Source organism: Janthinobacterium sp. SUN176, assembly GCF_030587335.1.
Taxonomy (GTDB): domain Bacteria; phylum Pseudomonadota; class Gammaproteobacteria; order Burkholderiales; family Burkholderiaceae_D; genus Janthinobacterium; species Janthinobacterium kumbetense.
This window is the reverse complement of sequence record NZ_JAPWIA010000009.1, coordinates 1-22116: the sequence shown is the minus strand read 5'-3', so window position 1 is coordinate 22116 and position 22116 is coordinate 1. Positions and strand designations below refer to the sequence as shown.

Annotated in this window: 15 protein-coding genes; 12 read left to right on the top strand and 3 right to left on the bottom strand. The window is 60.4% G+C overall.

From position 1 onward, the window contains the following. Nucleotides 1–173: 173 nt before the first annotated feature. Nucleotides 174–1787, bottom strand: coding sequence for an RNA repair transcriptional activator RtcR (gene rtcR, locus O3299_RS27970; RefSeq protein WP_305054745.1), 1614 nt, complete (start codon nucleotides 1785–1787; stop codon nucleotides 174–176). 206 nt (nucleotides 1788–1993) lie between these two features. On the opposite strand from rtcR, the gene O3299_RS27965 reads away from it, so the two are divergent. The 5 genes from O3299_RS27965 (at nucleotide 1994) to O3299_RS27945 (ending at nucleotide 7584) form a co-directional block, all read left to right on the top strand. Then, nucleotides 1994–3565 (top strand): RNA-binding protein, encoded by a 1572-nt coding sequence (locus tag O3299_RS27965; protein WP_305054746.1) that lies wholly within the window; start codon nucleotides 1994–1996, stop codon nucleotides 3563–3565. Between the two features lie 272 nt (nucleotides 3566–3837). Beyond that, nucleotides 3838–5073 carry an RtcB family protein gene (locus O3299_RS27960; protein ID WP_289914089.1) on the top strand — a complete coding sequence of 412 codons (1236 nt, stop codon included), beginning with the start codon at nucleotides 3838–3840 and terminating at the stop codon, nucleotides 5071–5073. Between the two features lie 16 nt (nucleotides 5074–5089). Continuing rightward, nucleotides 5090–6109 carry an RNA 3'-terminal phosphate cyclase gene (gene rtcA, locus O3299_RS27955; protein WP_289907495.1) on the top strand — a complete coding sequence of 340 codons (1020 nt, stop codon included), beginning with the start codon at nucleotides 5090–5092 and terminating at the stop codon, nucleotides 6107–6109. A 130-nt stretch (nucleotides 6110–6239) separates the two neighbouring features. Further along, nucleotides 6240–6725 (top strand): cytochrome c-550 PedF, encoded by a 486-nt coding sequence (gene pedF, locus O3299_RS27950; RefSeq protein ID WP_035824926.1) that lies wholly within the window; start codon nucleotides 6240–6242, stop codon nucleotides 6723–6725. 25 nt (nucleotides 6726–6750) lie between these two features. Continuing rightward, entirely contained in the window at nucleotides 6751–7584 is an 834-nt protein-coding gene (locus O3299_RS27945) for an ABC transporter substrate-binding protein (RefSeq protein WP_305058129.1), read from the top strand. 59 nt (nucleotides 7585–7643) lie between these two features. On the opposite strand, the gene O3299_RS27940 is transcribed toward O3299_RS27945, so the two are convergent. Then, nucleotides 7644–9797, bottom strand: coding sequence for a TonB-dependent receptor (locus tag O3299_RS27940; protein ID WP_305063670.1), 2154 nt, complete (start codon nucleotides 9795–9797; stop codon nucleotides 7644–7646). A 204-nt stretch (nucleotides 9798–10001) separates the two neighbouring features. Here O3299_RS27940 and O3299_RS27935 point away from each other — a divergent pair, with 204 nt between their 5' ends. The 7 genes from O3299_RS27935 to O3299_RS27905 all read left to right on the top strand — a co-directional run bounded on the left by O3299_RS27935 (nucleotide 10002) and on the right by O3299_RS27905 (nucleotide 19674). Beyond that, nucleotides 10002–10958, top strand: coding sequence for a beta-propeller fold lactonase family protein (locus O3299_RS27935; RefSeq protein WP_305054750.1), 957 nt, complete (start codon nucleotides 10002–10004; stop codon nucleotides 10956–10958). Between the two features lie 344 nt (nucleotides 10959–11302). Next, the gene (adh, locus tag O3299_RS27930) at nucleotides 11303–12823 is read left to right on the top strand and encodes an aldehyde dehydrogenase (protein ID WP_305054751.1); all 1521 of its coding nucleotides are present in this window, start codon (nucleotides 11303–11305) and stop codon (nucleotides 12821–12823) included. A 55-nt stretch (nucleotides 12824–12878) separates the two neighbouring features. Continuing rightward, on the top strand, nucleotides 12879–13268 hold the full coding sequence (locus tag O3299_RS27925) for a DUF779 domain-containing protein (protein WP_034756816.1): 390 nt from the start codon (nucleotides 12879–12881) through the stop codon (nucleotides 13266–13268). A 49-nt stretch (nucleotides 13269–13317) separates the two neighbouring features. Further along, on the top strand, nucleotides 13318–15054 hold the full coding sequence (locus O3299_RS27920; RefSeq protein ID WP_251351978.1) for a PQQ-dependent methanol/ethanol family dehydrogenase: 1737 nt from the start codon (nucleotides 13318–13320) through the stop codon (nucleotides 15052–15054). 287 nt (nucleotides 15055–15341) lie between these two features. After that, nucleotides 15342–16502 carry a porin gene (locus tag O3299_RS27915; RefSeq protein WP_305063669.1) on the top strand — a complete coding sequence of 387 codons (1161 nt, stop codon included), beginning with the start codon at nucleotides 15342–15344 and terminating at the stop codon, nucleotides 16500–16502. A gap of 57 nt (nucleotides 16503–16559) precedes the next feature. Then, the gene (locus tag O3299_RS27910) at nucleotides 16560–18674 is read left to right on the top strand and encodes a 4Fe-4S binding protein (protein WP_305063668.1); all 2115 of its coding nucleotides are present in this window, start codon (nucleotides 16560–16562) and stop codon (nucleotides 18672–18674) included. Further along, the gene (locus tag O3299_RS27905; RefSeq protein ID WP_305063667.1) at nucleotides 18664–19674 is read left to right on the top strand and encodes an FAD:protein FMN transferase; all 1011 of its coding nucleotides are present in this window, start codon (nucleotides 18664–18666) and stop codon (nucleotides 19672–19674) included. Before O3299_RS27910 ends, O3299_RS27905 begins: the two co-directional genes overlap by 11 nt. A gap of 1 nt (nucleotide 19675) precedes the next feature. On the opposite strand, the gene O3299_RS27900 is transcribed toward O3299_RS27905, so the two are convergent. Then, the gene (locus O3299_RS27900) at nucleotides 19676–21664 is read right to left on the bottom strand and encodes a sigma-54-dependent Fis family transcriptional regulator (protein ID WP_253192795.1); all 1989 of its coding nucleotides are present in this window, start codon (nucleotides 21662–21664) and stop codon (nucleotides 19676–19678) included. Between the last annotated feature and the right edge of the window lie 452 nt (nucleotides 21665–22116).

Here is a 22116-nt window from a genome sequence, read left to right as displayed (position 1 = left end):
GTGAAACAACTTTGCGCCGATGATAGTGCTGCAACCAGTGTGAAAGTAGGTTATCGTCAGGCTTGTTATTCGAAAAAACCCCTTCCGGTGATCCGGTTGGGGTTTTTTTACGTCTGGCGGTTTTGTCAGCAGATAGGCGTAAAAAAAGCAGCGCTAAGCGCTGCTTTTTTCATTTAATTAAGTTGGCAGACCCTATCCCAATCAAGGTCAAAGCGGGCCAGGTATTTTTTGAGCCGGTCTGCATCGTTGGGTTTGGCTTTCGCCGCGCGCGATACGGCATACAGGGTACGGCCGGCATCGGACATATTGTTCGATTGCCGGCAAATCTTAATCACTGCCTGCAACTGCAGCGCATCAAACAGGTCGAGCTGCGCGGCTACCTCGCTTCCCATGATATCGGCCAGGTCGATTTCCATGCCCCCGGCAGGCTTGTCATGATGCTGCCATAGCCGTTTCAGGCGTCTGATTTCCTCTTCGACCACGCCATCCGTGATGCGGCCCGCTTCCGACAGGGTGGCCAGGCGCGTGACAGCGGCGGATAAATCGCGGAAATTACCCTTCCATGCCGAGGTGGGTAGGGTGGCGAAACGCATGAAACGTTCGTGTGCCTCCTTGTTGAAGCGCACGCGTTCGCCCGTTTCCGCGCTGTATTGTGTCAGCAGGTATTCCAGGTTCGGTTCGATGTCTTCCGGTCGCTGCGCCAGGCCCGGCAATTCGTATGTCCACAGGTTGATGCGCGCATACAGGTCTTCGCGGAAGCGGCCGGCCATCACTTCTTTGCCCAGGTCCCGGTTGGTGCCGGCGATCAGCTGGAAGTCGCTTTGCACCTCGGTGTCCGCACCGACGGGGAAAAAGCGTTTTTCCTCGATCGCTTTCAATAGCATGGCCTGCTCGTCGAGCCCCAGTTCGCCGATTTCATCGAGAAACAACAAGCCCTTGTGCGCGCTGCGCAGCAAGCCGGGCCGATCCGAGCCTGCGCCTGTGAAGGAACCCTTGATATGGCCGAACAAGGTGGAGGCTGCGCCATCGCCATGCAGGGTGGCGCAATTGAGGTCGATGAATTTGCCATCGATCTGGTGGCGCGATTTTTTCAGTTCATACACGCGGCGCGCGAGGAAGGATTTGCCGGCACCGGTAGGTCCCATCAGCAGCATGGGAGCTTTCGATTTGATGGCGACGCGCTCGATTTCATCGATCATGCCATTGAATTTCGCATTGCGCGTGGCGATGCCGGACTTCAGGAAGGCCACGCCTTCGGCCTGCTCGCGCGTAAAACGCTGGGCAATCTGGTCGTAGCGCGACAGATCGAGGTCGATCAATGCGTAGCTGCCGGGATTGCCGGTGGCCTGGCGCTTCGGCGGCGACGTTTGCACGAGACGGCCGGGAAAATAGCGCGCTTCCGTCATCAGGAACATACATATCTGCACCACGTGGCTGCCGGTGGTGATGTGGATCCAATAGTCTTCCTTGTCCGGATCGAAGGGGTAGCTATTGGCAAAATCATAGAGCGCACCATACACATTCTCGAAGTCCCAGGCATCGCTGATGGGCAGTTCATGGGAGATCAGCCTGGTTTCAGGCGAGACGCTGGCAATATCCTGCGACACCTGGCGTACCAGGTTGTCGAACTGGCTGCCCGCGTACAGCAACTCGAAGCGGTCGATGATCTTGTCTTCGTGCTGGGTCAGGGCGATGCTGGGACGCCACTTTTCCCAGCGTGCCGCTCCCCTGCCATTGTCGAGCTGCGTACCGAGAAAACCGATGACGACGGTGCGTTTTGCTTGCATATCTGGGATAAAAATTTATCTGAAAAGATAATTGTATTCCAAATTGCAGTGACAGGGATATTTTCAGTGAACAGCTTGTATTTAAATATTATTTAATAAAATCAATGAGTTATGGGAATTTTTGAGGAAATATTGAAAGCTGGCACAGCGCTTGCAATAGAGGAGATACCAACGAGATAAACGTAGAGAGCAGAGAGGGACGAAAAATGGCCAACGCCCAGTTATTCCAGAGCGCGCAACAGACAGCAACCATGCCAGCGGCGCTGGCACGCAATGCCGAAGGCGCATCCGCTTACGCGCTGACGCCCCGGCATCAGCTGGCGCAGTACGCGGCCACCGGTTGCCTGAATGCGACGTTTTATGCCGGCGCCGAAGCGCAACTGGCGAAAGTACGCGAGCTGTGCCAGGCGGTCGAGCCGGCCTTCATTGCGCAGACGGCCGTGTACTGCCGCGAACGGGGCTACATGAAAGACATGCCGGCCTTGCTGGTGGCCATGCTGGCGGGGCAGGGCGCCGCGGAATGTGCGCCGGCCTTTCAGCGTGTGATTAACAACGGCAAGATGCTGCGTAACTTCGTGCAAATCATGCGCTCGGGGGCAGTGGGCCGCAAGTCGCTGGGATCGCGTCCGAAAAAGCTGGTGCAGGCATGGCTGAACGGCGCGTCGGAACAAGCATTGCTGGCCGCGGCCGTGGGCAATGCGCCATCGCTGGCCGACGTGGTCAAGATGGTGCATCCGAAACCGCAGGAAGCGTGGCGCGCGGCCTTCTTCGCCTGGCTGATCGGCAAGCCGTACGATGCCGCGGCCTTGCCGCCGGCGCTGGCCGCGTTCGAAGCTTACAAGCTTGATCCAGCGCAAACGATACCGGACGTGCCCTTCCAGATGCTGACGGCGCTGCCCTTGAGCGCACAGGATTGGGCGCAGATCGCCCGCCAGGGCAGCTGGCAGATGGTGCGCATGAATCTGAATACCTTTGGCCGCCACGGCGTGTATGCGATAGCCGGCATGCCGGAGCTGATCGCCGCCAAGCTGCGCGATCCCGAGGCGATTGGCCGGGCACGGGTGTTTCCGTACCAGCTGATGTCGGCTTGCATGGCGGCCGGCGAGCATGTGCCGGCCATCGTGCGCGAAGCGCTGGAACAGGCGCTCGAAATATCGCTGCTGAACGTGCCGCAGATCGCTGGCAAGGTGGTGGTGTGCCCCGATGTTTCCGGTTCGATGTCCTCGCCCGTCAGTGGTTTTCGCGTCAGCGCCACGTCCAGCGTGCGCTGCATCGATGTGGCGGCGCTGGTGGCGGCGGCCATGTTGCGCAAGAATCCGGATGCCATGGTGCTGCCGTTCGAGCACAGCGTGGTGCAGTGCGGACTCGGCGCGGATGATAGCGTGATGAGCAACGCGGCCAGGCTGGCGGCCATCGGTGGCGGCGGTACCAATTGCAGCGCGCCGCTGCTGCGCATGAACAGCAGGAAGGAGCTGGCCGACCTGGTGATCTATGTGTCCGATAACGAATCGTGGATCGACGCCAAACGCAGCGGCGCCACGGCGACGATGGGACAGTGGAATGTCTTCAAGCAGCGCAATCCGCAAGCAAAACTGGTGTGCATCGATATTTCGCCGCATGCCACCACGCAGGCGATGGAGCGCGAGGATATTCTGAATATCGGCGGTTTTTCCGACGACGTCTTCAAGATCATCGCCGCCTTTGCCGCCGGCCGGCTGGACCCCGCCCACTGGGTGGGAGAAATCGCCGCCATCGATATCGCGGCACCAGCTTGTTGAAGCAAAGCGCATGAATGCGGACAGGACTACATAAAAGACGTCCTGTCCACGCTTGTCATGCGCCGTAGTACCCCGAATGCCGACAGGATTACATCGATCAGCCGCGTCAAACCGGCCTGGCAGGCGCAGTGCGTCTGCCAGAAATCCTGTCCCCCCTTGTCGGGTTGTCGTACTGATGAATGCCGGTGGAACTACATCCTGGGCCGATACGTCGGCAACTGTTTCACCAACCCTGGTCATCACCCCCTATACAATAGAAGAAGAGAATAGCGATGAAAAACGAAGAATACGAAGTCCTGCATACCGAAGGCAGCCGTCCAGTGAAAATGTGGACGCGTGGCGTGCCTGTCGAAGAAGCGGCTAAAAAACAATTGCGCAACACGGCGACCCTGCCGTTCATTTACAAGCATATCGCCGTCATGCCCGACGTCCACCTGGGTAAGGGCTCGACCATCGGCAGCGTGATTCCCACCCTGGGCGCCGTGATTCCGGCGGCCGTGGGCGTGGATATCGGTTGCGGCATGATGGCGGCGAAAACCACGCTGACGGCGAACGATCTGCCCGATAACCTGGGACCGCTGCGCAGCGCCATCGAACGCGCCATTCCGCACGGGATGTCGCCGAAGACGCGCGGCCACCGCGGCCGCGATGAAGGTTCCTGGCATACGCCGCCATCGGTGGTCGATGCGGCGTGGCTGCAATTGAAGGATGAATTCGATGCGATTTGCCTGAAAACGCCAAAGCTGAAAAATACGAACAATTACCGCCACCTGGGAACCTTGGGTAGCGGCAACCATTTCGTCGAAGTGTGCCTCGACGAGCAGGGTTCCGTATGGTTCATGCTGCATTCCGGTTCGCGCGGCGTGGGCAATGCCATCGGCACCCATTTCATCGAACTGGCCAAGCAGGATATGCGCACCCACTTCATCAACCTGCCCGACCAGGATTTGGCTTACCTGGCCGAGGGAACGCAGCATTACGACGATTACGTGGAAGCGGTGGGCTGGGCCCAGCGTTTCGCCCGCAACAACCGCGAAGTGATGATGCAGAACTTGATCGCCGCCGTGCGCACGGTCATCCATAAACCGTTCCAGACGCACGTGGAGGCCGTCAACTGCCACCATAACTATGTGCAGAAGGAGCACCACTTCGGTAAGGATGTATTGATCACGCGCAAAGGCGCCGTGTCGGCCCGCGCGGGTGAACTGGGGATCATTCCCGGCTCCATGGGTGCGAAGAGTTTTATCGTGCGCGGCAAGGGCAATGCCGAGAGTTTCCATAGCTGCAGCCACGGCGCGGGACGCACGATGAGCCGCACGGAAGCGAAGCGGCGTTTCAACCTGGATGACCAGATCCGCGCCACGCAAGGCGTGGAATGCCGCAAGGATGAAAACGTGATCGATGAAATCCCGATGGCTTACAAGGATATCGATGCGGTGATGCTGGCGCAGCGCGAGCTGGTCGATGTCGTGCATATCTTGAAGCAGGTCGTCTGCGTCAAAGGATAAGAGAGAGAAAATAGAGATGATAGAAATAGATGGAGCGCAAGGCGAAGGCGGCGGACAGATTTTACGTTCGGCGCTGAGCCTGTCGATGATCACGGGGCAACCGTTTCGCCTGATTAACATTCGCGCGGGGCGGGAAAAGCCCGGCTTGCTGCGCCAGCATCTGCTGGCCGTGCAGGCGGCAACCGCCATTTGCGGGGCGCGCACGACGCCGGTGGCGCTGCGCGCGTCGAGTCTGGAATTCGTGCCCGGCCCCCTGCGCGGCGGCGATTACCGCTTTGCCATCGGCAGCGCCGGCAGCTGCACCCTGGTGCTGCAAACCTTGCTGCCGGCTCTGCTGCATGCGGATGGGCCATCCACCGTGCGCATCACTGGCGGCACGCACAATGCCATGGCGCCGCCCGTGCATTTTTTGCAGCGCGCGTATGGCCGCATCCTGCAGCAGATGGGCGCCGAGGTGGAGATCGCGCTGCAACGCTACGGCTTTCATCCTGCGGGCGGCGGCGAGGTGACGGCCACCGTGCAACCGTGCCGGCGCTTGCAGCCGATTCAACTGCTGCAGCGCGGTGAACGGAAGGCGGGGTATGCGGAAAGCGTGGTGGCGGGCGTGCATGTGCAGGTGGCGCAGCGCGAGCTCGAGCGTGTCGCCAGCGGTATGGGCTGGAGCGGCAAGCAGCTGCGCCTCGTCGGCTTGCCGGCGGAGCAGGGGCCGGGCAACGTCCTGCTGCTGACCCTGGAGCATGAGCATGTCACGGAAGTGTTTACTTCGTTCGGCGAAAAGTCCTTGCTGGCCGAGTCCGTGGCCAAGCGCCTGTTGAACGAGGTGCGCGCCTATCTCAAGACGGACGCGGCCGTCGGCGAGCATCTGGCCGACCAGCTCTTGCTGCCCATGGCGCTGGCGGGCGGCGGTACCTTCAGCTGCAACAAGGTGTCGCAGCATGCGCTGACGAATGCGGAGGTGATTGCCCGATTTTTGCCCGTGCGTATCACTTTCGAGCAGCAGGCGCGCGGCAGCATCTGCACGGTGGCCGCCGCCTGAGGCGCGCGCTGACACAACTACGTGTTGCAGCTGTTCCAAATTGATACATGGCCGGCCGGATGTGGGGCATATGTGCATGGCATGGCATTTGCTCTTCTTTGGTATTGACTAAAAAACCAAGGAGACCAGCATGACCTATTCCATTCGTACCCTGCTCGGCGTGGCCGCCGCCGGCGCCGTTGCCCTCACTTCCCTGCTGACCTTGCCGCATGCCTATGCGCACGGCAATGTCACGCCGCAAGGTGTCGATACCACGGGCTTGCCCAAGGTGGGCGACAAGTGGCTCGAGCAAAACCCGTATCGGGGCAACAAACTGGCCTTGACGGTAGGCACATCGGCCTACAACCAGAATTGCGCCCGTTGCCACGGCATCGAAGCCATCTCCGGCGGCATCGCGCCCGACTTGCGCCAGCTGGACCGTGATTGCTTCGGTATCAAGAATGAGACAAAGAAACAGGCGTGCTACAAGGAAACGGACAATTACTACCTGACCACCATCCGCCACGGTAAAGTGCGCAATGGCGCCGTGTACATGCCGCCGTTCGAAGGCGTGTTCAACCAGGAAGCCATGTGGGCCATCAAGACCTATCTGGAAACGCGCCGCGAGTCGAATTAAGTCGAACTGATCACGAAGGAGTCCCATGCGTTCAATTCAATTCCGGGGCGCGCGCGCGATGATCTCGCTCGCTTGCCTGGCGCTATGCGCCGCCGCGCCGGCGCGCGCCGACTGGCAAAAGGTGCAGCAGTCGGGCAGCCTGAAAGTGGCTGTGTACAACGAATTCGCGCCGTTTTCTGACAAGGGTACGGGCATCGATATCGATATTGCCGAAGCGCTGGCGAAAAAGCTGGGGCTGAAACTGAGCTTGCTGCCATTTCCCGCCGGCGAAAACCTCAACGACGATTTGCGCAATATGGTGTGGAAGGGGCATTACCTCGGTTATGGCCCCGCCGATGTGATGTTGCATGTGCCGGTCGACAAGAAGTTGATGGCGGACAACGACAAGGTCGAGATCTTCGCGCCATACTACGTGGAAACCGTGCGCCTGGCGCGCAGTGCGCAAGCCGTGCCGCAATTCGATGGCGTCGCCTCGCTGGCCGGCAAGCGCATCGGCGTGGAAAAGGTGTCGATCGCGGCCATGCTGATGCTGGGCGAAGACAATGGCAAGTACCGCGACGACGTGCGCATCTTCGATACGGCAGCCGAAGCCTTGCAGCAATTGCAGGCGGGCAAGCTCGACGCCGTGCTGGCCAACCGTTCGGAAATCGAATCGGTACTGAAAAGCGATCCCGCTTTCCCCATGAGCGAAGTGGCGTTCGCCCGCCTGCCGCGTGCGGGCTGGGCGGTGGGCCTGGCCGTCAGCCGCCAGCAGCTCGACGTGGGCAAGTTGCTGCAGGCAGCCATGAACGAAATGGCGGCCAGCGGCGAATTGAAAGCCATCTTCGAGAAATATGGGGTGAAGGAAGCACGGCCATAGCAGGCCATGTTGAATGACAAAAAAGCCCGCGCATCGGAAGAGGCGCGGGCTTTTTAGTTTTAGAAACTATATTGGGCGCTAACGCCCAGCAACCAATTACGTCCCGGCGCCGCTTCATAGTAGCGCTTGTTGCTGTCGCCGACGATGACGGAACCCACGTAGGTCTTGTCGAACAGGTTGTTCAGGCGGGCAAACTCCTTGAAGCGCCAATTGCCCACGTTTTGCCTGGCGTTGACGCGCGCATTGAATACCGTGTAGCCGGGCGCCGGTTTTTCGATGTTGCTGTCTTCCGCGTAGACCTGGCTGCTGGCCACGCTTTCCAGCGCTGCGCCAAAACGGTCGAGCGTGTCTTTCCAGGCCAGTTCAGCGAATAGGTTAGCGCTGGGTACGCCCGGCAAGCGGCTGCCTTCGCGCACGCCGCCAAATGCCTGGTCATACACGGCGTGCAGGCTGGTGAGCGCCACTTTTGTCGTGAAGCCATATGGCAGGTTCGAATCCAGCGACACTTCCATGCCCTGGCGCAAGGTTTTACCCCCATTGCGATAGCTGGTGCGCCCGCCGCTGGACTTGTCGACCACTAGTTCGTCGTTGGTCTTGATCTGGAACAAGGCCGCATTCACGTGCGTGTTGTTGGCGATCCTGGCCTTGACACCCGCTTCCAGGTTGGTGCTGGTGGCCGGCTTCAAGTTGAAATTGAAGCCGCCGCCCGTGCCCGAGTAAAACAGTTCATTTAGGGTGGGCGCTTCGAAACCGCGCGCGGCGCTGGCATAGACGTTGACGTTCGGCGTCAGTTTATACAGCAGGCCCAGCACCGGCGTCGTGTGGCTGAACTCCAGGCTGCCGCTATCGTTGCCGTTGCTGAGGAAATGGTCGTCGACCGCCACTTTCATCTTGCTGTAGCGCACACCTGCGCTGAGCAGCCACGGGCCGCCTTGCCATTCCGCCTGGATATACGGATCGAGGCTGGAGACGACATCCTGCTCGTCGCGGCGCAGCTTACCCTTCAATCCGTACACTTCGCCGATATAGTTCTCATAGCCGGTGCGGTCATCGCTGGAGCGGCCATAGTCGATGCCGATGGTGGTGCTCAGCTTGCCGCCGGCCAACTGGTTCACGTGCAGCCAGTTGGTGTCGATGCCATAGAACTGGCGCTGGAAGTCGACCACGCCGCCCGAATGCTTAAGTAGACCGTCCACTTTGGTATTTTGGAATGCTTTATTAAACGCCTGGTACTGGATCACGTCGCGGTTGCCGCCATACACCATCACGTGCAGGCGGTCATCGCCGAACGACTGTTCATAAGTGGCGCCGATCTGCTGGTGGTCGATGCTCTTGCGCGTGTTGTAGCGGTCGGCCAGGGTGCGTTTCGGGTTTTGCGTGTCCGTCGTGTCGATTTCGCCGGCGCGCGGGTTGGCGGCAAACGTGGGCCAGGTGACGCCCAGGGGATCTTGCGTGTTGCCCTGGTGCAGGCTGTTGGCGACGATGGTCAGTTTGCTGTCCGCGGTGGGCTTGACGGTGATCTTGCCGAACGCCTGTTCGCGCGTGGCGGCGCTGTGGTCGCGGAAACCGTCCGTGCGGAAGCGCGAGCCGTCGAGCACGTAGCCGATGCCGCCTGCCTGACCCTGCGCCGTCAAGTCCACCTTGCTGGTGCCGTAGCTGCCGCCCGTCACATTCAGCTCGACGGAAGGGGGATTTTGTCCATCCTTGGAAAACAGCTGGATCACGCCGCCCGAATGGTTGCCGTAGATGGCAGAAAACGGTCCGCGCAGCACTTCGATGCGCTCGGCCGTATCGAGGTTGAAGGTGGCGGCCTGGCCCTGGCCGTCGGGCATGCTGGCGGGAATGCCATCGCTGATCAGCTTGACGCCGCGCACGCCGAAGGCCGAGCGGGCGCCGAAGCCGCGCGACGAGATTTGCAAGTCTTGCGCGTAGTTCTGGCGGTTTTGCACGACCAGGCCCGGCACGGCGGCCAGTGCTTCCGACGCGTTGACGCGGATTTGGCCATCCTGGATGCGGGCGCTGTCGACCACGTCGATCGAGGCCGGCACTTCCTGGCTGGGGTGGGCGATGCGGCTGCCGCTGACGACCACCGTATCCATGAATTGCCCATTGGCCGGGTCAGCTGCCTCGGCGGCAAAGACGTGAGGGGCGAGGGTGGCGCTGCCGGCGACAAACAGGCTGGCGATGGTGTTCAGGCGGAAACGATGCTGCATGCGGATTCTCCAATGTGAATAAAAGCCTGCTTGATCGCGTGCGCGGTACAGGTCTGCGTAGGTGTATCAAGCAATATGCCTGCCATGTCTCCATTGGTGGGCTGAAATTATACGCGTGTCAGTGGCACGGCGTTTGCATACGGTAATTGTCAGAGGCGCCGATGCGGCGCGCTTTTCCCTCGTTTTGCCATTGAAAAGGTGATTATGCCCAACTTCTTCTCGCGCTTGCGCCAGGTGTGCTGGCTGCTGCCGGCGCTCGTCAGCACCGCGGTCCATGCCGCTCCCTTTGCCTATGTTCCCAATGAAAAGTCGGGCACCTTGAGTGTGATCGACACGGCGACCGACCAGGTGGTGCGCCAGATCGCCGCAGGCAAGCGTCCGCGCGGCATCGCTGCCGATCCCACAGGGCGGCAATTGTTTGTCACGGATGCCGCCAGCAGCGCCTTGCTGCTGATCGATAACGCTGGCGGTGCGCCCGTGCGCACGGTGGCGCTGGGCAAGTCGCCCGAAGGCGTCAGCGCCTCGCAAGACGGTAGTCACGTGGCTGTGGCCGTCGAGGAAAACAATAGCGTGGCCTTGCTCGATGGCCAGACAGGTACCTTGCTCGCCGATATCAAGGTGCAGGGACGCAATCCGGAACACGCCGTCTTCAGCCCGGATGGGCGCTGGCTGCTGGTCAGCGCGGAAGAGGCGGAGCAAGTCGATGTCATTGATGTGGCGCAACGCCGGCAGGTCGCTTCCATCGCCGTGGGGCTGCGTCCGCGCGGCATCGGTTTCAGCCCGGACTCGGGCCGCGCCTACGTGGCGTGCGAACTGGTCAATGCCGTCTACGTGATCGACATGGCCGCGCGCAAGGCGATTGCCACCATTCCAGCGGGCAAGAATGCGAATGGCATCGCCGTCCATCCCGGCGGCAAGCAAGTGTATGTCTCGAACGGTATCGACGGAACGGTGATGGTGATCGACACGGCCAGCAATCAGGTCACGGCCACGATTGGCGTCGGCAAGCGCCCGTGGAACATGGCCATCACGCCGGACGGCGCCAAGCTGTACGTGGCCAATGGCCGCTCGAACAGCGTGTCCGTCATCGACACGGCCAGCGCGCGCAAGGTGGCCGATATTGCCGTGGGTGAATTGCCATGGGGCGTGGTGATTCGTTGATTCCTTCATGGCACAGGCGCAGGTGTTCCAGTCTGGTACACCTGTTCCATTGTGCAGCGGCGGCGTGGCGGCAAAGCAGGGCTGGCCCGGATTGGAACAGGATGCTGCCACCTTGTTCAAAACGCAAACAGAGCCACGCCCCCACCCAAGTCCGGGGCATGCGCTGAAAAGCGGGCCGGGATTGACGCCACGCCCTTGTAACGGGGGCAAAACCGGCTAAGTTTGTAGTGGGATGGCGAGCTGGCACGGCATTTGCGGAAGACTCCGTGTACTCACCCCATCTGTACCAGGACGTTTGATTTTAATTAAGTATTTCCATTCTAATTAACCCGATAGAGGACGACATGAATCTCGCAGACATCAGCAAACTGGGCGTAGCCAATCCCTTCAAACAACGCTATGACAATTACATCGGCGGCAAATTCGTTGCACCAGTAAAAGGTGAATACTTTCCTAACATCACGCCGATCACGGGCTTGCCGTTTTGCGAAATCGCCCGTTCCACGACGGAAGACGTCGAGCTGGCGCTGGACGCCGCGCACGCCGCCAAGGAGGCATGGGGCAAGACTTCGCCTGCCGAGCGCGCCAATATCCTGAACCGCATCGCCGACCGCATCGAACAGAACCTGAGCCTGATCGCCACGGCGGAAACCATCGACAACGGCAAGCCGATCCGCGAAACGATGAATGCCGACATTCCGCTGGCCATCGACCATTTCCGTTACTTCGCCGGTTGCATCCGCGCCCAGGAAGGTTCCGTCGCACAAATCGATGCGGAAACCTATGCCTATCACTACCATGAGCCGCTGGGCGTCGTGGGCCAGATCATCCCGTGGAATTTCCCTATCCTGATGGCCGTGTGGAAACTGGCGCCGGCCTTGGCCGCCGGCAATTGCGTCGTCTTGAAACCGGCCGAGCAGACTCCGGCTTCCATCATGGTGTTGATCGAGCTGATCGGCGACCTGCTGCCGCCTGGCGTGCTGAACATCATCAATGGTTTCGGCCTGGAAGCGGGCAAGCCGCTGGCGTCGAGCAAGCGCATCGCCAAGATCGCCTTTACGGGTGAAACGGGCACGGGCCGTTTGATCATGGGCTATGCGGCGCAAAACCTGATTCCCGTCACCCTGGAGCTGGGCGGCAAGTCGCCGAACATCTTCTTTGAAGACGTGATGGATGCCGATGATGAATATTTCGACAAGTGCCTGGAAGGTTTTGCGATGTTTGCGCTGAATCAAGGTGAAGTGTGCACCTGCCCATCGCGCGTGCTGATCCAGGAATCGATCTACGAGAAATTCATCGAACGGGCCTTGAAACGCGTGGCTGCCATCAAGCAGGGCAATCCGCTCGACTCTGCCACCATGATCGGCGCCCAGGCGTCGCAGGAGCAGCTGGAAAAAATCCTGTCCTACCTCGATATCGGCCGCCAGGAAGGCGCGGAAGTGCTGGCCGGCGGCGAGCGCAATACGCAGGCGGGCGACCTGGAAGGCGGCTATTACGTGCGTCCGACCGTGTTCAAGGGCAATAACAAGATGCGCATCTTCCAGGAAGAGATCTTCGGACCCGTCGTGTCCGTGACCACCTTCAAGGATGAGGCCGACGCATTGGCGATTGCCAACGATACCTTGTACGGCCTGGGCGCCGGCCTGTGGACGCGCGACGGTTCGCGCGCCTTCCGCATGGGCCGCGCCATCCAGGCGGGTCGCGTGTGGACCAATTGCTACCACCTGTATCCAGCCCACGCCGCGTTCGGCGGCTACAAGCAATCGGGTATCGGCCGCGAAAACCACAAGATGATGCTCGACCACTATCAGCAAACGAAGAACTTGCTGGTGAGCTATAGCCCGAAAGCGCTGGGCTTCTTCTAAACCGGCAACAGGCGCCGCGCCTGCAGTCCAGGCGCGGCGCGCAGAAAGGGATGCCATGAGTGCAGCAATTGCCCGGGTGGTCGCCACCGATGCGGCGCTGGAAATGATGGACAAGTTGCGCCAGCGTCACGGCCCGCTGATGTTTTTCCAGTCGGGCGGCTGCTGCGACGGCAGTGCGCCCATGTGCTACGCGCTGGGCGAGTTCGATGTCAGCGACACCGACATTTATCTCGGCAATTTGAATGGCACACCGTTCTACATGGGACTCGAGCAATTCGAGTACTGGGAGCATACCCAGTTGATTATCGATGTGGTCGATGGCAATGGCGGCATGTTTTCACTCGACAACGGCACGGGCAAGCGCTTTTTGACGCGCTCGCGCCTGTTCACCGATGAAGAGTGCGCGCTGTTGCATGCCCAGCCGCATGAGCACCGCAAGACTTGATACACACATACTAATAAAACAGAGGGAGATGATTGTGCAGAAAAAAATCATGGGGATACTCATCGGTTTGGGTTTGGCATCGCTGGCCCAGGCGGCCGACGTGGGCAATGTCACCAATGCCATGCTCGACAGCACGGCGAAGAATCCGGCCAGCGTCCTGTCGTTTGGCATGGGTACGCAAGGCCAGCGCTATTCGCCGTTGACGCAGATCAATGACAAGACCGTGGCCAAGCTGGTGCCAGCGTGGTCGTTCTCGTTCGGCGGCGAAAAACAGCGGGGCCAGGAATCGCAGCCGTTGATTCACAACGGCAAGATGTTCGTCACGGCATCGTATTCGCGCATCTTTGCCGTCGACTTGAAAACGGGCGCCAAGCTGTGGAAATATGAGCATCGCTTGCCGGACGGCATCATGCCGTGCTGCGACGTGGTCAACCGCGGCGCAGCCCTGTATGGCAATCTGGTGATTTTCGGCACCCTGGACGCCTACCTGGTGGCGCTGGACCAGAATACGGGCAAGATCGTCTGGAAAGAAAAAGTGGACGATTACGCGGCCGGCTACTCGATGACGGCCGCGCCGCTGATCGCCGAAGGCTTACTGCTGACGGGCGTGTCGGGCGGGGAATTTGGCATCGTGGGTCGGGTCGAAGCGCGCAATCCGATGACGGGCGACCTCGTGTGGAGCCGTCCGACGGTGGAAGGTCATATGGGTCACCGCTATGACAAGGATGGCAAGGCCATCGACAACGGCGTGTCCGGCACGGCGAACAAGACGTGGCCGGGCGACCTGTGGAAAACGGGCGGCGCCTCGACCTGGATGGGCGGCACCTACGATCCGCAAACCAAGCTCGCCTACTTTGGCACGGGCAACCCGGCGCCGTGGAACAGCCACTTGCGTCCCGGCGACAACCTGTACTCGTCATCCACCGTGGCGCTGGACGTCAAAACGGGCCAGATCAAGTGGGCGTATCAGAACACGCCGAACGATGCCTGGGATTTCGATGGCGCCAACGAGTTCGTCACCTTTGACATGGATGGCAAGCGCTATGGCGGCAAGGCCGACCGTAACGGCTTCTTCTATGTGATCGACGCCAACACGGGCAAGCTGCAGAACGCCTTTCCATTCGTGAAGAAAATCACCTGGGCCAGCAGTATCGACCTGAAGACGGGACGGCCGAATTTCATTGCCGCCGGCCGCCCTGGCGACCCCACCAAGGGAGAGGAAGGCAAGAAGGGCACGACCGTGTTTGCCGCGCCCGCTTTTCTCGGCGCCAAAAACCAGATGCCGATGGCGTACTCGCCGCAAACCAAGCTGTTCTACGTTCCCGCGAACGAATGGGGCATGGATATCTGGAACGAGCCGATCAGCTACAAGAAGGGCGGCGCTTTCCTCGGCGCGGGGTTCACCATCAAGCCATTGTTTGACGACTACATCGGCGCCATGCGCGCCGTCGATCCGAAGACGGGCAAGATCGTCTGGGAAATCAAGAACAACGCGCCGCTGTGGGGTGGCGTGATGAGTACGGCCGGCAACCTGGTGTTCTACGGCACGCCGGAAGGCTTCCTGAAAGCCGTCGACGCGAAGACGGGCAAGGAATTGTGGAAATTCCAGACGGGCTCTGGCGTCGTGGCGCCGCCCGTCACCTGGCAGGATGGCGACACGCAATATGTTGCCGTCGTGTCCGGCTGGGGTGGCGCCGTGCCGCTGTGGGGCGGCGAGGTGGCGAAGAAGGTCAACTTCCTGGAACAGGGCGGTTCCGTGTGGGTCTTCAAGCTGGCATCGAAGTAACGGGGTGAAGCATCCGGGCCACTCGGATGGGTGTCTCCCTGTCCGCCGGGTGTTTTCTTTTTGCTGACGGCCCAGGCCGTCAGTTTTTTGTTTATCTGGATGCCCGATATGCCTGCTTGCGGTCAATAAATGAACACCGACAGTGGCGATTGATCCGCTGCTGCACAAGTCAAATACGTATTTTCTCTTTCTCCCTCTGGGTCGCGCTGGGCACGCTTATTGCCAAAGCTTGAGGTACATCAATCACTGGTGTGCACACTAAAAACAGAGAAGAAAGAGGAGAAGCAATGAATACATTGATCAAGCTGGGGAGCCTCGGTGTCATGACAATCGCAGCGGTGGGACAGGCGCAAGCCGTCGATATCAAGGCTGGCGACTGGACCGTGTCGGTGGGCGGCATCGTCAACGCCTACTACACGCAAGTGTCGTGTTCGGGCGATACGGTGGGCGGGCTGGCGCTGGGCGGCCAGGCGCTCGGTTGCGGTGGAGAGAAGGACCGCACGACCATCGGCAATGGCTTGCTGCCGAATGGTTTGATCACCTCGGCAAGTTCGCGGCTGGGCGAGTACGACGTGAAAGCCTTGATCGGCATCTACAACTCGACGGCCACGGACAGCGCCATCAGCCAGAACAGCGTGGTCGATGTGCGCCAGGCATTCTTTACGTTTGGCAATGAACACATGGGCACTTTCAAGCTGGGCCGCGACTATGGCATCTTCGGCGCGAATGCGATTTTGTCCGACATGACCTTGCTGGGTTCAGGCGCACCCGTGCAGGCGACGCAGCGGGGCCGGGTGACCCTGGGCCATATCGGCGCCGGCTACACCTATCTGGGCAACTATGGCCAGATCATGTACAGCTCGCCGAAGTCGGGCGGCTTTGGCGCCGACGTGGCGCTGGTCAGCCCCGTCTCCGATACGCCCATCGTGGCAGGCTCGACCTATTCTTCAAAGTCGAGTCCGCAAGTGCAGGCACAGCTGACGTATGCGCAGGAAAGCTTGAAAGCCTGGCTGGGCGTGAAGTCGCAAAAATTCACGTCGAAAACGCCGGGCGTCGATGACTTGACCATGCGCGGCGTGGAAGTGGGCGGCTCGTACCAGATGGGCCCGGCTGGCGTGCTGCTCAACTTCCAGGGTGGCAAGGGGCTGGGCATCCTGTCCGATGCGGACCAGGGCGATACCAAGTCGAAGAACTGGTTGCTGCAAGGCACGTACAAGACGACGGACAAGCTGAAACTGGGCTTGTCCTACGGCATCAGCAAGAACGACGACAACACGGCCGGCACGGGCGGCTTGAAGTCGAACGCCAACCTGACCCTGGGCGCGTATTACTCGCTCAACAGCGCGATCACCCTGGTGGGCGAACTGGGCCAGACGCGCTCGAAAGGCTTTACGGGCGGCGAAGCGAAGATGAATGGCGTGTCCCTGGGCGGCATTATTTTCTTCTAATACATGAACGCGGCGCCTTGCGACAAGGCGCCGCACGGAGCGTGGTGCATGCGGATAATGCGGTTGTTCATCGGATGCTGGCTATTCCTGTTTATCCTGGGACAGGCGTGGGCGGGCGTGCTCGCCAAGGCCGAGCTGGCGCGGCGTTTTCCTGCTCCCATCGTCGTGGGCGACAAGGAGACCGACTTGCCCGTCTGGCCATTGTTCCGGCAAAACGCCACGGCCACGGAGCTGGTCGGTTACGTTTTTGAATCCGTGGACCTGGCGCCGATTCCCGGCTTTTCCGGCGTTCCCGTCAATTTATTGATCGCTATCAATCCCCAAGGGAGTTTTCTCGACGTGGCCGTGCTGTCGCAGCACGAACCCGTGTTTCTCGATGGCCTGGGCGAAGCGCCTTTATTCCAGTTCGTCAAACAGTATCAGGGACTGTCGCTGAAGCAGAATATCGCCATCGATGCCAGGAAGAAACGCGCCACGGACGCCACGCACGCCGATATCGATGGCGTGTCGAAGGCCACGGCTTCCGTGCGCATCATCAACCAGAGCGTGCTGGCGTCGGCCTTGAAAGTGTCGCGCAAAAAACTTGGCTTCGCGCAAGGCCGTGACCCGGATCAGATCACGCGCATCCGCATGGACGTGTTCGAAAAGCTTGATGTCGCGCAAATGTTAAAGCAGGGCTTGATCCAGCATCTGCGCTTGAGCAACAAGGAGATTGAAAGCCTGTTTGCCGGCAGTCCCGGCGCGGGCCTCGATGGTGAAGCCACGCGCGCGCCGGATGAAGTGTTTATCGACCTGTACCTGGCGTATGTGTCCGTGCCCAGCGTGGGGCGCAATCTGTTGACGGAACGCAGCTGGAACAAATTGCGCAACCGGCTGGACGAAGGCGACCACGCCATCCTCGTCATGTCGCGTGGTCGCTACAGCGTGCTGGGCGACGATTTCGTGCGCGGCACCGTGCCGGACCGGTTATTGCTGAAGCAGGATGGCTTGCCCATCGACATGCGCGACCTGGACCTGGACCTGGACCTGGAATTGCAATTGTCGGATACGACGCTGTTGCCGACGGAAAATGTCGCCGTCTTGCGCGTCATCAGCCAGGCGGGGCTCGATGCGGCCAGCCCGCTGGCTTTTACCCTACCGATCACGCGCAGCAAGGGTATCGTGTATCCGGAACGCATCGCGCGCAATGTGGATTTCAATTACCGCCTGCCGGCTGATTTTTATACGGCACCGCAAGGCGACGATGCCACGTGGCGCGGCACGTGGAAAGGGCGCAAGACGGAGTTGCTGCTGTTGCTCGCCGGGCTGGCGCTGCTGGCCGGCGCATTGGCCTGGCAGAAACGCCTCGTGCGCGAGGGCCGCCAATTTATCTGGTTCCGCCGCCTGTTCCTGTTGTTTACCATCGGCTTCATCGGCTATTACGCGCAAGGGCAGTTATCGATCGTCAACATCACGGGCGTCATCCAGGCCCTGCTGGCGGGGCGCAGCCTGGGCTTTTTCCTGTTCGACCCGATGACGGTGATCCTGTGGGCATTCGTGCTGCTCAGCCTGCTGATCTGGGGGCGCGGCACGTTTTGCGGCTGGCTGTGTCCGTTTGGCGCCCTGCAGGAATTCACGGGCAAGCTGGGCCAGTGGCTGCACTTGCCGCAATGGAAAATCAAGCCGCGCCTGGATGGGCGCTTGAAATGGATCAAGTATGGCTTGCTGGCGGCCATTCTTGGCAGCAGCGTTTTTTCCAGCCAGATCACGGACAAGCTGGTGGAACTGGAACCGTTCAAGACGGCGATTACCCTGAATTTCGTGCGGGCCTGGCCCTTCGTCGCGTATGCCGTGGGCTTGCTGCTGCTCAGTAGTGTTTCCTACAAATTCTTTTGCCGCTACCTGTGTCCGTTTGGCGCGGCGCTGGCGCTGCTGGGACGCTTTCGCCTGTTCAACTGGATTCCCCGTCGCAAGGAGTGCGGCACGCCTTGCCAGACTTGCCGCCACCGTTGCGAGTACCACGCCATCGCGCCTGGCGGGAAAGTCGATTATGGCGAGTGTTTCCAGTGCATGGATTGCGTGGTGATTTACGCCAGCGATGAAAAATGCGCGCCCTTGATGCTGGAAATCAAGCGTGCCCGTACCATTCCCATCGTCCGGGCCACGCCAGAGGAGAGCAGCAATGCAGCGTAGAACGTTTATTTCCGCCGCCATCGGCAGCGTGGCCGGCATGGCGGGCTTGTCTTTGCCGGGCAGTATGGCGCGGGGCACGGCCACGGCGTCCGGCGTGCGCCCTTATCGCGGTGCCGCGCTGGCGTTTGGCATGACCATCGCCGTCACCGTGTTGCATCACGATCAGCGCCAAGCCGAACTGGCCATCGAGGACGCCTTGCATGCAGCGAGGAATATCGACCGCCTGATGAGCATTTACAGCCCGGCCAGCCAAGTCTTCCAGCTGAACCGTGACGGCCGCCTGGCCCGGCCGGATGCGCATTTGCTGGCCGTGCTGGCGCAGGCGCATGCTTTGTCGCAATGGAGCGATGGGGCGTTTGATATTACGGTGCAACCTTTGTGGCAGCTGTTTCGCGCGGCGGCAGACCAGGCAAGCTTGCCGACGGACACCTTGCGCCGCGCGGCGCAGGCGCGGGTAGGCTGGCGGCAACTGGCGTGGGATAGCCGGGAAGTGCGTTTTCTGCAGCCGGGCATGGCGCTGACCTTGAATGGCCTGGCGCAAGGCTACGCGGCAGACATGGCGCTGGCAGCCGTGCAGGCGCGCGGCATACGGCACGCGCTGCTCGATACGGGCGAATTCGTTGCGCGTGGGCAGCGTGGCGTGCGCCGTCCGTGGACCTTGGGCATCCAGGATCCGCGCGACGCGGAAATCCTGGCGGCCACCTTGAAAGTGGAGGGGCGCAGCGTGGCCACGTCGGGCGACTACGAATGCACGTTCACGCCCGACTTCGCGCATCACCACATCTTCGACCCATCGAAGGGCGATTCGCCGCGTGAACTGGCCAGCGTGACGGTGCTGGCGCCCACGGGTTTGCTGGCCGATGGCTTGTCGACCACCTTCATGGTCACAGGAGCCGCACGCGCGCATGCCATGGCCGCACACATGGAGGGCGTCGACCTGATGACCATCGACAAGCAGGGCCGGCGCGCGATGTCGCCCGGTTTTTTCCGTTTACTCTAGGCTATTTCAGGTGCGGCACCTTGCGATAGATCGTGTTGCGCGACACGCCCAGGGCCCGCGCTGTGGCCGAGACGTTGCCGCCGTGGGCATCGAGCGACTTGAGGATCACGCTTTGCTCCATCTCTTCCAGATTGGCGCCGGCGGCGATCATGCGGTCCGTGCTGGCGCTGGCGGCAGTCGCTTGCGTCATCTCAATATCGTCGAGGAAATCATCAGGCATGTGGCGCAAGCAGATTTCATGCTCGTCGCCCGCCATGACGATGGCCGTGCGCAAGAGATTGGTCAGCTGGCGGAAATTGCCTGGCCATTTATGCTGGTGGAACATGCGCAGGATGTCCGGCGCCACCGTGTAGCGCGTGTCGGGCGCTTCTGTTGCGAGGATTTTTTTCACGACCGTGTCCAGGTCCGTGCGTTCGCGCAGCGGCGGCAGTTTTACCACCAGGCCATTCAGGCGGTAATACAGGTCTTCGCGAAACAGTCCCTTGGCCATGCGTTCGCGCAAGTTGTGATTCGTGGCGCAAATGAGTTCCACGTTGACGGTGATCGATTTGCTGCTGCCCAGGGGCGTGACCATGCGTTCCTGCAACACGCGCAATAGCCGCGCCTGCAAGCCAAACGGCATGTCGCCGATTTCATCGAGGAACAGGGTGCCGCCATTCGCTTGCAAGATCTTGCCTATCGCGCCTTTCTTGCGCGCGCCTGTAAATGCGCCGTCTTCATAGCCGAACAGTTCGGATTCGATCAGGGTTTCCGGGATCGATGCGCAATTGACGGCAATAAACGGTCCCATGGCCCGCGGCGAGTCGTTGTGGATGGCTTGCGCCAGCAATTCCTTGCCGGTCCCCGTTTCGCCCATGACGAGGATGGGGATGTCGCGCCCCAGCACCTTGTTGACCTTTTCGATCACCAGTTCCAGTTGCGGATCGCCCGTGCGCAGGTAGCGCAAGCCGGACAGGCGCCGCGCCGCGTTGGCCGCATGGCTGGCGGACGCGGGAATCTGGGCCGGCACGGCATTGATATCGCTATGGTCGGTGCTGGCAGTAAAGCCGTGCTGGAAGACGCTATTGGACAGGCGCAACTGCGCGCGCCCATACACGCGCACGCCGCTGTGCATGCACAGGTTCAGCAAACCGGGTGCGGCAGTGCGGTAATGGTCGTACAGGGCGGACACTGGCAAGCCGAACAGGGAGCTGAAGGTATGTGATTGCAGGGCGGCAAATGACAGGCCCAGCTGGAACAAGCCGTTTTTATTGGCCGATAAAAACCGTCCGCCCGGCGTGAACGAGGCGATGCCTTCCATTAAGGTGCCGATGAATTCGGGGCGCGCGTGGAAGTGCACGGTGATGGCGTCTTCGAAGGTGGCGGAAAACAGCTGGTTTTCGATCATCAGCGCCGACATGCGCACGAGAGCCATCGTATGCTTGTGGAAACTGCGTTGGTCGCTCGAGACGTCCAGCACGCCGATGACGTTGCCCCGGTGGTCGGTGATCGGTGCCGCGGAGCACGTCAGGAAATGATTGGCGGCCAGGTAATGCTGGTCCGCATGGACCAATGTCGGTACTTTTTCCGTGATCGCCGTGCCGATGGCATTCGTGCCGCGGCTCTGTTCCGACCACGCCACGCCTGGCTGCAGGGCGACCCGGTTGGCTTTCTCCAGGAAATCATCGTCGCCCAGCGAATGCACGATCACGCCGTTGGCATCCGTGAGAATCACCATATTGTGCGTGTTGACGATTTGCTGGTACAGGGTTTCCATGGCCGGCAGCGCGTGCGTGTGCAGCATGCGGTTTTGCTCGATCAGCAAGGACAGGTCGGACTTGCCCGCCGGCGTGAAGTCGGGCGTGGCCGTGGGCGACAGGCCAAAGGCGACGGAACGCTGGTGGGAAGTTTCAATGATGACGGGGACGTTGTCCTGTCCTGCCGGCAAAATGTTCGCGTCCGCGATGGACGAAAACGGTGCGCTACGGTAAGTAGCTGACGGTTGATACATGATCTCGTTGCCTCCGTTGGGCCCTGTACTGCGGCGCTCTTTTGAATATCGAGAGTGTTCCATAATGTAGCACCTGTCACAGATGGGAGCAAAGCAAAGCGAACCGGGCTATCCCCAGTGTTGCTGCCTGGCCCAGAGTTGCTCCCCTCGGTGGTCGGTGCATGTGTTCATATAAGCAATTGCGGTGCCAGGCCTATTGCCTTTGATCTGGCGCAAAAATAGCGCTTGCGGGGTGTGCAGGGCACGGCTATAATTCGCCCCCTCGCTGAACGACGCATGCAAATGCCGAGTGAGACGAGAAAAAGAAGGAGTTGACGGACGTAGCGAAATGCTTCATACTCTTCCTTCTTCGCAGCTGACAAACACAACGCTTTGTCGATAGCGCGAAAGCAGTAACCGAATACAGTTCTTTAACAATTAACAGTCGATAAGTGTGGGCATTTGATGTAAGT